Source organism: Bartonella sp. ML70XJBT (genome assembly GCF_028618425.1).
Classification (GTDB): Bacteria; Pseudomonadota; Alphaproteobacteria; order Rhizobiales; family Rhizobiaceae; genus Bartonella.
The window spans coordinates 51,242-61,040 of sequence record NZ_JAQISX010000013.1 but is presented as its reverse complement, the minus strand read 5'-3'; the positions used below and the strand labels follow the sequence as shown (position 1 = coordinate 61,040).

General features: G+C 34.0%; 7 protein-coding genes. 2 read left to right on the top strand and 5 right to left on the bottom strand.

All coding sequences use genetic code 11. The annotated features are described in order from the left end of the window. The first annotated feature begins 398 nt into the window (after positions 1 to 398). Positions 399 to 836: a MucR family transcriptional regulator gene (locus tag PVV65_RS06250; RefSeq protein ID WP_273754732.1), complete on the top strand. Its 438-nt coding sequence runs from the start codon at positions 399 to 401 to the stop codon at positions 834 to 836. 108 nt (positions 837 to 944) lie between these two features. On the opposite strand, the gene PVV65_RS06245 is transcribed toward PVV65_RS06250, so the two are convergent. Then, on the bottom strand, positions 945 to 1,355 hold the full coding sequence (locus tag PVV65_RS06245; protein WP_273754733.1) for a SufE family protein: 411 nt from the start codon (positions 1,353 to 1,355) through the stop codon (positions 945 to 947). A 107-nt stretch (positions 1,356 to 1,462) separates the two neighbouring features. After that, the gene (locus tag PVV65_RS06240) at positions 1,463 to 1,837 is read right to left on the bottom strand and encodes a DUF5330 domain-containing protein (RefSeq protein ID WP_273789593.1); all 375 of its coding nucleotides are present in this window, start codon (positions 1,835 to 1,837) and stop codon (positions 1,463 to 1,465) included. A 1,174-nt stretch (positions 1,838 to 3,011) separates the two neighbouring features. Between PVV65_RS06240 and PVV65_RS06235 the strand changes: the two genes are divergently transcribed. After that, entirely contained in the window at positions 3,012 to 3,854 is an 843-nt protein-coding gene (locus PVV65_RS06235; protein WP_273789592.1) for a peptidoglycan-binding domain-containing protein, read from the top strand. A gap of 1,753 nt (positions 3,855 to 5,607) precedes the next feature. Here the strand turns inward: PVV65_RS06235 and ppdK are convergent. From ppdK to PVV65_RS06220, 3 genes are all read right to left on the bottom strand, one after another. After that, complete coding sequence (ppdK, locus tag PVV65_RS06230) at positions 5,608 to 8,274, bottom strand: pyruvate, phosphate dikinase (protein ID WP_273789591.1); 2,667 nt, start codon at positions 8,272 to 8,274, stop codon at positions 5,608 to 5,610. A 191-nt stretch (positions 8,275 to 8,465) separates the two neighbouring features. Further along, positions 8,466 to 9,122, bottom strand: coding sequence for a DsbA family protein (locus PVV65_RS06225; RefSeq protein WP_273789590.1), 657 nt, complete (start codon positions 9,120 to 9,122; stop codon positions 8,466 to 8,468). An 83-nt stretch (positions 9,123 to 9,205) separates the two neighbouring features. Then, entirely contained in the window at positions 9,206 to 9,706 is a 501-nt protein-coding gene (locus PVV65_RS06220) for a DUF721 domain-containing protein (protein ID WP_273789589.1), read from the bottom strand. Positions 9,707 to 9,799: the final 93 nt, after the last annotated feature.

The window sequence follows — 9,799 nt, the reverse complement described above, 5'->3', positions numbered from 1 at the left end:
AAAACATATTTAATAAATTATAAATATTTAAAATAAAATTAATATTTTATACCTTATATTTTTATAATTCTTAATTTTATTTTTACCTTTTCAAAAAAAATAAATAAATTTTATCTTATATTTTTTTATATTTGTGATATATCATATATTACGTATGATATGTTATAGAATAAAACTATCTTTAATATGTAAGAATTTTGTTTTTCTTATTGTATATTATGACAAAAAAGAGGTATTTATTTGATTTTTTTGTGTTTTGGCAATTTTATAGAATAATTGAATTGACAAAAAAGATTTTTGTACAATATGAAACTTATGTGCATCGGATCTTTATATTATGAGTATATGCACTATATCTCGACTTTGAATTACTCGATTTTGAATTAAAGGAAACAAGAATGGAACATCGTGCAGTCTTAGAGACTGAAAGCAATTTAGTTATTACATTGGTTGCTGATATTGTTGCTGCCTACGTGAGTAATAATTCTATTCGACCGACTGAAGTGCCAAGTTTGATTGCTGATGTCCATGCTGCTTTTCGTAAAGCAGGGAATCTAGAGTTAGCTGAAGTTGAAGCTGAAAAACAAAGGCCTGCCGTTAATCCAAAACGTTCAGTATTTCCTGATTATCTCATTTGCCTTGAAGATGGAAAGAAATTTAAATCTCTCAAGCGTCATCTCATGACACATTATGGAATGTTACCAGAGGAATACCGTGAAAAATGGCAGTTAGATAGTTCCTATCCTATGGTGGCGCCTAATTATGCGAAAACACGATCAGCTTTAGCCAAAGAGATGGGACTTGGACGCAAAAGCAAACGGAAAAAAGCTAAATAGTTATATTTTTCGAAAAAATAATTCCTATATAGATTTATATAAAGTTGCTTTTTAGAGTGCACGTTTTCTGTAAAGCTTTTGTGTGTATAGCAATTTGTAGAAAGGGAACTATATAGAGCTTTCGTTATGGATTCGTTTGATCATTGATTTCAGACCATTGGATCGTTGTGGTGTAAGATTTTCGTTTAAACCAAGTTTCTCAAAGAGATTTTGAGCATCAGAGTTGCGAATTTCAGAAGCTTTTTTTCCTGAATAATAAGCCAAAAGAATATAAATGAGTCCACGCACAATATGGGCATCGGAATCACCTTGAAACGTTACTATTGGATCTTCTGAATTATTACGTGATGATAAAAGCCACACTTGGCTAACACAACCAGGAACTTTGTGGGCATCGTTTCGAGCACTTTCTGGAAAAGGTGGCAATTCATGGCCAAGCTCAATGACATAACGATAACGATCTTCCCAATTATCTAAAAGCGAAAAGTTTTCTATAATATTGTCGATTGTTTCCGCCATTATCTTAGTCCTGTTTCCTTTTAATAATCATGTTGAATATATTTATTGGTAGATAAATATTTATTTTCCTAATATAATGAATATGAAGGACGTTAAAGATTCTTATTTTAAGATAACATTGTATGATTTTGTAAGAGTTCTTTTATTTCCATTTTGTGAGAAACATTAGGAGAAATCTCTATATTATTTTTGTTCCCTAATATATGCCCTAAATATTCATAAACAGCTTTTGCACCGTAATATGCGCGTTCGCCAAGTAAACTTAAAAAGGACTTTCCTACTTTACAAGTTTCTTTATTACGATCACAAAATGTTCCTAAGTCATTTAAAGCTTCCTTAAACGCAATAATTATATCACTTGTTGTTGTCTCATTATTTTTTGAATTAGAAGAATGGTTACTGCTTGGATTTGCTACAAAAAATGAAATAATGACAAAAACAAAAAACAAAAAAAATGATAATTTGATTAAAAAACGTATCATGAGCAATTAATGTACCGCAGTGGTAAAGGCAATAAAAGAGGTATTTTACACACTGTACCTTTATAAAAAATTTATAAAACGAGTTTTTTATAAAGTTGAGTATTCATTTATTGGACCTATATCGTTAGCTTTTTTATAAATATGATACAATATCACTGTATAAAAATGGGATATATTGTCTATTCGGCAAAAAATAACACCAAAGTTATACGAAATATCATACAGTTAGAGGATTCTTATATATAATATTATATATAAGAATCTATGATAAAAAATAAGAGACATAATCATGATCGTATATAAGGGATAAGAAGTGTACACCCCATAATTGTCACTTTTTATTCCACAAGAAAGTGTAGAGATAAGACAAGGATTAAATACAGAATCCAATTTCTTTTCCCTATTGTGTATATACTTATTTTTAATAATAACTCATCATTTTAAGTTTAGTTGAAAGGGCTAGGCTAAAGAGAGAGAAACTCTGTTATTTTGACTCTCTTATCGATAAAATATTTATATTGTCTATAAAATTTTTACTGACACATCATAAATATGATCAACATGTCGATGAAATATAAAAAATAGAGGCATCTCTTATGATTTCATCTCAAGCTAAGATTTCTTATAATACTGTAAACATCAATTTAATTGATACTTATGAAAATAAGTGAATATGAATAGGAGGAGTTTATGCCAAAATATAATATCACCAAGAGGAAATTGCTCTTACCAAATCGTTTACGGATAAGTAACCCTCTATATGTAAGCTATAAAGAATGATAATGACTATCATCATTCTGGCATTATAGGAAAATATTCTCAACTTGATTTTAAAGAATAGGCAAACATATGTGCCAAAAATGAAGAATAACGTAGCATTGTTGTTTAGATGATTAAATGTGATAGCACTCGTTTGAAAACACTATAGGGTCTTGAGTGTTAATCATTTGATGCTCTCTTATACAGATTAAAAATTTGTAAAATATGAAATTAATAAATGTTGATAAGAGCTCTTGTTGATTTATCAACTTATAAATGGATATAATGAACCTGCTTATTCTAGGAATCTGAAAGGAAAAAACACTAATATCACTGCACTTCTTCCTAGCTTGAAATAAGAAATTATTTACATTCGTTTTTTGTGAAAAATAAACGCAACTGAAAATCAAAACTAATGACAACAAAGCGAAAGACATCCCGAAAAAAAGCTATAAAACATCGTAAATACCATAGTAGTTTTGTTATTACTCTTTTTCTTATAATTTTTCAGTTTATTTTTTGGATAACAAAAACTCTTTATTTCTATACACGAAAAAATACTTTATTTTTTGTTGGCTCTATTCTTTTTAGCATTAGTTTTTTATTTGTTTCAGTTAATGCTTTATTTTTGCAAATGACACCACATAAAAATATTTTCAATCAAATAAAGTTTTCTTCTACTCAAAATATAGGAAAAAGCTCTAATCTATCTGAAAAAGAATCAAAATCACAAGAATCCTCTCGTGTAACTTCATTAAATTCTTCGAGTCATCACAACACAAATCCACCTTTCCTCCATCAATCAGCAAGCATGCTGGAAAAGCAAAAAGAACTTGCAGAATTAGGACTTTATGATGGACCTTTAGATGGACTAGAAGGACCTAAAACGCGTCGTGCCATCGCTTTATGGAAACAACAAGCGACTCAAAAAAAGAAAAATGACGTTTTACCCAACGCCACAACAGATGAAATTGCAGTATTAATTAAGCAGAGCGAAATAGAAATGGCAAATGATACAACAACAAGAAATATAACAAATTCAGAAGAAGCTATTTTAGATCCTTCTGTTGAAGATATTTTACAGGTGCAAAAAGCTTTACGTAATTTTGGTCATGAGGAAATTCTTGTCACAGGAATAGAAGATCAAAAAACCATAGAAGCCTTAAAACAGTTTCAAAAAATATTTGACCTTCCTATCACGGGAAAAATTAATTCCACAATTTTAATGAAAATGCGTGAAATTGGTTTATTAAATTAAAGCTAATCGTCTATATCATAAAAACAATCTCTTAATTTATAATGATAATTGATCATTTTCTTGTTTAATGTATCCGAATACAAAAATATTTCTTTACCGTAAACCCTTCTATATTAAATAATCAGAATAGTTTTCTTACATATTCCATATTGAGCCATACAATTGGCTAGCAAGGAGATCACAACCGATTGCAGAAAAAAGAAATCATTGTAAAGAAAGCAAAGGCACTCACTCTAAAATTTTTATTGCTTCTGAAGGTCACAGGACACGAAATTCTGTTGTCATATCACACCTTTACTTCATATTTTCGAGCTAGAAATGATCCATAATTACTGTCAATTTGATTTTGTGAATATAACGCAAAAATATGTTCGAACACCTATAAGAATAATGAGATGAAAAGCCGGTTGTGTTATGGCTGTTCTTTTGCAAAGTATTTTAAAAAGGCCGGCACATTTCTCTAATCCATAATTGGAAAGTTTTGTATTTTATAACGTTGTTTTCTAAAAAAGCCTGTGCTTTTGTTGTTGCTTGTCAATCAACATTTAAGTCCTCATTCAATCGCATATTTGAGATAAAGACTAAGGCGCTTTCTCTACTGTTGTCGCTTTTGTATGCCAAAGGGGTGCACGCGCGTATATCGGCTGTTTGTGTAATCTTTCGAAAATAGGAAGACAGCTTAATGTGGGCCGAACATAAAAGTTTTAAGAGTAGAAAACATTTGCCATTTTGGTCATTTTCTTTTCATTTAACTTTACGGCTTTCAAAGACATATAAAGCCGTATCTTCTTTTAAATAATGGAGAGTATTGCCTCACGCTTTTATTTATCACGTGTCTTTTTGGAATATTTCCTAACGTAAAATAAAACATCCCAAATGGAATATACTTTGCCATTCACGGGGCCTTTCTTTGAAATAAACACTCTCAAAGTACCCAAACCTATTTTGCAATAATGCCCGAGAATAATATAATAGCAATTCCGCTGTGCACTATCATCTTTATGCTTGTAAAGGAGAAAGCTGGCATCATTACACACTGTCCCTACTTTCAATATTGTAACAACTCTTGAAACTTGAGACGATTTATAAAAAAGCATATTTTCGCTTTAATTTTTTATCTACATAGTTCTCTCCGCCTATAAAAGCAAAAAATATAGTTTTCATTGATTCAATTATAAAAGAAGCTGAAATGAGAAAATGTTATGATATTCGGGAGAATATTCAATATGAGAAATATATAAATTATATTTATAATCAATGCCTTATATAACTTTTATATTTCTTCATAAACATAAAGTTGGTAGAGCACAGGGAGTTTTATAAACTCTGAGGAAATTTTATAATTACAAGAAGTTTTACATAATCCCATTCTACGAATAATAATTTGAAATGGATTAGGAAGCATTTCTTCAAAACAACCTATCAATGTACAAAATAAATGCGTTTGTTTGAAGCATTCTGTTTTGTGTGAGGCGTTCATCCTGTTAAAAGGCAAACGCATGAATTAATTGCACAATAGCATCCCATTCTCTATCAAGTAACCCGTCCATACGTGAAAGCCTATTAATAATAACCCTTTGTTTTATCTTGCCTCATACTTTCTTTCATGCCCCTCTCAAAAATACACTTTCTCACATGCTATAAATTATAGAGGATTCTAGAAATGCTTTGTATTTTCTTTAAGGAATAAAATAAAAGAACGTACATAAAAATTTATTTCACTGGTAACGATACAATAAAAAATATTAACCCGTTATATTTTTTTTGCTATTGCAGCTTGCGCTGCCGCTAAACGGGCAATTGGAACTCTAAAAGGAGAACATGAAACATAATCTAGGTTATTTTCTTCACATAAAGCAATAGAAGCAGGATCACCTCCATGTTCACCACAAATTCCCAATTTTATTTTTGCACGCTTTGAGCGTCCACGCTGTGCAGCAATAGCAATCAGTTCTCCTACACCATCACGATCAATAGATACGAAAGGATCTTGTTCTAAAAGACCTTTTTGAAAATAGGTTGCCAAAAAAGGAGCAGCATCATCACGGGAAATTCCAAAAGTAGTTTGTGTCAAATCGTTTGTTCCAAATGAAAAAAATTCTGCTGTTTCAGAAATTTCATCGGCTCGAAGCGCTGCTCTTGGAAGCTCAATCATCGTCCCAACCATATACTGAATAGAACTTCCCTTTTCTTTCATCACTTCCTCAGCAACCTGATCAATACGCGCTTTGACAAAATCAAGTTCAGATTTAAGCGCAATAAGTGGCACCATAATTTCAAGCATAACAGGAGATCCAGATTTTTGGGCGGCTTCTGCTGCCGCTTCAAAAATCGCCCGCGCTTGCATTTCAGCGATTTCAGGATAAGTAATGGCTAAACGACATCCTCGTAATCCAAGCATAGGGTTAAATTCGTGCAACTGCTGTGCGCGTTCAGCAAGCGCTTCCACAGAAACCCCCATAGCTTTTGCAACTTCAAGAATTTCTGCATCGGTTTTTGGTAGAAATTCATGGAGTGGCGGATCGAGCAAGCGAATGGTCACAGGCAAACCACACATAATTTCAAATAATTCACTAAAATCTGAACGCTGCATTGGCAAAAGCTTATCTAATGCTTTGCGACGTCCACTTTCATCATGACTTAAAATCATTTCACGCATGGCAACAATACGTTCACCAGAAAAAAACATATGCTCCGTACGGCAAAGACCAATACCTTCAGCCCCAAAAGAACGCCCCATACGGGCATCAGAGGGTGTCTCAGCATTGGCACGAACTCTTATACGTCGCATCCCATCAGCCCATTTCATCAACTTTGCAAAGTCTCCACAAAGTTCAGGCTGCAACATCGCAACCTTCCCTTTGAAAATTTCCCCACTTCCACCATCAATTGTGATAATATCACCCTTTTTAAAGCTTTCTCCTGAGGCAAACAGCGTATTTGTGTTATAATCAATCCGTACACTACCAGCACCGGAAATACATGGCTTTCCCATCCCCCGCGCTACAACAGCAGCATGGCTTGTCATGCCACCACGCGTTGTTAAAATTCCTTCAGCTGCATGCATCCCATGAATATCTTCTGGGCTTGTTTCTACACGGACTAAAATAACTTTGCGCCCTTCTGCCGATGCTGTTTCCGCCTCTTCTGACGTAAAAACAATTTCACCCATTGCGGCTCCAGGAGACGCCGGTAAACCACGTCCTATAACCAAACGTTCTGCTTTGGGATCTAGTGTTGGGTGTAAAAGTTGGTCAAGTGACTTTGCATCAATACGCATGACAGCCTCTTCACGACTTATTAAACCCTCTTCAACCATTTCAATTGCCATCTTGAGAGCTGCACGAGCCGTGCGCTTTCCTGAACGAGTCTGCAACATCCATAATTTACCCTTTTCAATGGTAAATTCGAGATCCTGCATATCTCGATAATGCTGCTCAAGCTTCTGCGCGATCTGACATAACTTAAAAAAAGCTTCAGGCATGATTTTTTCTAAAGACGGATTATTTGAACCAGCAACAATACGTGCATTTTCTGTAATATTTTGAGGCGTTCGAATCCCCGCCACAACATCCTCCCCCTGCGCATTAACTAAAAATTCACCATAAAGTTCTTTTTGTCCTATCGATGGATTGCGTGTAAAAGCCACACCTGTTGCCGAATCTTCCCCCATGTTACCAAAAACCATAGCTTGCACATTCACGGCCGTTCCCCAGCTTTCAGGAATGCCATGTAAACGGCGATAAGTAACTGCACGTGCTGTCATCCAACTTGAAAAAACAGCTCCAATCGCCCCCCATAACTGTTGTTCAGGATCTTGTGGAAAAGGCTTTCCTAATTGTTTTTCAACATAGGCTTTATAAGAAGTAATGACATTTTTCCAATCATCTGCTGTCATTTCTGTATCAACAGTGTAAGCATTGTGTGCTTTTACTTCATCAAGAATCTCTTCAAAATACGAATGGTCTAACCCCAAAACAACGTTGGAATACATTTGGATAAAACGCCGATAACTATCATAAGCAAAACGTTCATTCTTGGCTTGTAAAGCAATCGCTTTGACAGTTTCATCATTCATGCCAAGATTTAGCACTGTATCCATCATCCCTGGCATAGAAGCTCGCGCCCCTGAACGAACAGAAAGCAAAAGGGGTCTTTGTTCATTCCCAAATTCACGTCCTGTTTGTTCAGCAACACGTCTTAGCGCTTTCTTAACAGATTCCTGTAGCTCTTCTGGATATGATTTGTCATGGGCATAATAAAAATTACAAACTTCTGTTGTCAGAGTAAAGCCGGGCGGTACCGGCAAACCCAGATTACTCATTTCTGCCAAATTAGCGCCTTTACCTCCCAGAAGATTACGCTCGTTTGCGCTTCCTTCTGCGCTGCCATCTCCAAAACTATAAACCCATTTTTTCATTATACAAATCCTCCCATATCAGGCATCAAAATATCATTCAACCTAAGCTCATTTAAATGCAATGATTTGATTTTAAAACCGGCAAAACAAAAAATATCGTTTCATAATCACTTCATAAATGCATAATAACAATCATTCCGAAAGAGAAATGACCACACATCTCACTTATCCACCTTTTGGAAGATTAAAATTCAGTTTTTAAGATAACCATCAATCACCGAAAAAAAGTCTTCTACTTTCATGGCACCTTCATATTTATCACCATTGATAAAGAAAGTAGGCGTTGCTGTGACACCAAGTTCTTTACCACGCTCAAAAGATGCATTCACTTCATCTAAAATGGCCTGATTTTTCAAACACGCAGTAAAACTCTCATCTGTAAAACCCGCCATTAAGCTAATTTTTTTCAACGGTGTCAGAGCATCTTTTACCCAAACCCACTCATTTTGTTTTTGAAATAAAACTTCTATCAAAGGAAAATAGCGATCTTCTGGTGCACATCGTGCTAACATAAAACCTGCTGTTGCCCGAGGATCAAAAGCATAATCGCGAAAAATCATTTTTACTTTACCTGTTTTGATATATTTTTTACGAATTTGAGGAAGGATATCATTATAAAAATGCGCACAATGCGTACATGTCAACGAAGCATACTCAACAATGATGACTGGAGCATCTGCCTCTCCTTCAAAGCGATCCTTTACTTTACCCGATTGAAGAAGCTCAGCCATATCTACCGTTGCAACAGGTTTGGAACCATGCGCTAAAGCAACTGTTACACTGTTTTGTACAATCGTTATGAAGAGAAAAATTATTCCGAGAGATAAAAAAGAACGATATTTTACCATAAATAATACTTTTCTGTTGTTATTAAACTAATAAGAATCCAATGCTTTTGCATATATTAAAGAAAAATATCTAAAATATCTTGCTATTTATTATTTTTTTCCGAGAAAATGCAACTGCCAAGTTTATAAAGTGATTGGCGTAAGCTTTTATCTTCAATCCCTTCGAGCATTTTTTCCAAGCATTTTTTGTCTATTTCACTCAAAGTTGGCTTTAGAGGCACATGATTCATAAAAATCGACAGACTTCTTTGCTCAATCTTGATACGATCAATAGCAATATAACCAAAAAATCCATTAATTCTATGAAGCAATTCTTCTGTTTCATGCATCAATTTTAACGCAGCAAATCCTTCACATGCAATAACAAGTGCTGCGGGCTTAAAAACTTCATCTTGATCAGCGCGACGTTTCCAAATAATTTTAAGGGGTATTGTATGTTTACTGATATCATAGCCCGCAATTTGTGGCCAATGCTCTATAAGCGCAACATTAAGCCCTGTCCGTTTACGTAAAACTGGATCAAGTATTTTCAGAACCGTCCTCGAAAGAGAATAAAAAGTATGTTTTTTTAGTTGTTTTCTCATTTTTAGATCATTGTTCAATCATTTACTCAATTACAATCATTTGTTTCATCTAAAAATTATTACCTTTCCAATTTATATAATATCAACAAAATA

What these genes read in the sequence shown, in the direction of transcription:
- PVV65_RS06250 (WP_273754732.1), top strand. Translation starts at nt 399, where the DNA reads ATGGAACATCGTGCAGTCTTAGAGACTGAAAGCAATTTAGTTATTACA.
- PVV65_RS06245 (WP_273754733.1), bottom strand. Translation starts at nt 1,355, where the DNA reads ATGGCGGAAACAATCGACAATATTATAGAAAACTTTTCGCTTTTAGAT.
- PVV65_RS06240 (WP_273789593.1), bottom strand. Translation starts at nt 1,837, where the DNA reads ATGATACGTTTTTTAATCAAATTATCATTTTTTTTGTTTTTTGTTTTT.
- PVV65_RS06235 (WP_273789592.1), top strand. Translation starts at nt 3,012, where the DNA reads ATGACAACAAAGCGAAAGACATCCCGAAAAAAAGCTATAAAACATCGT.
- ppdK (WP_273789591.1), bottom strand. Translation starts at nt 8,274, where the DNA reads ATGAAAAAATGGGTTTATAGTTTTGGAGATGGCAGCGCAGAAGGAAGC.
- PVV65_RS06225 (WP_273789590.1), bottom strand. Translation starts at nt 9,122, where the DNA reads ATGGTAAAATATCGTTCTTTTTTATCTCTCGGAATAATTTTTCTCTTC.
- PVV65_RS06220 (WP_273789589.1), bottom strand. Translation starts at nt 9,706, where the DNA reads ATGAGAAAACAACTAAAAAAACATACTTTTTATTCTCTTTCGAGGACG.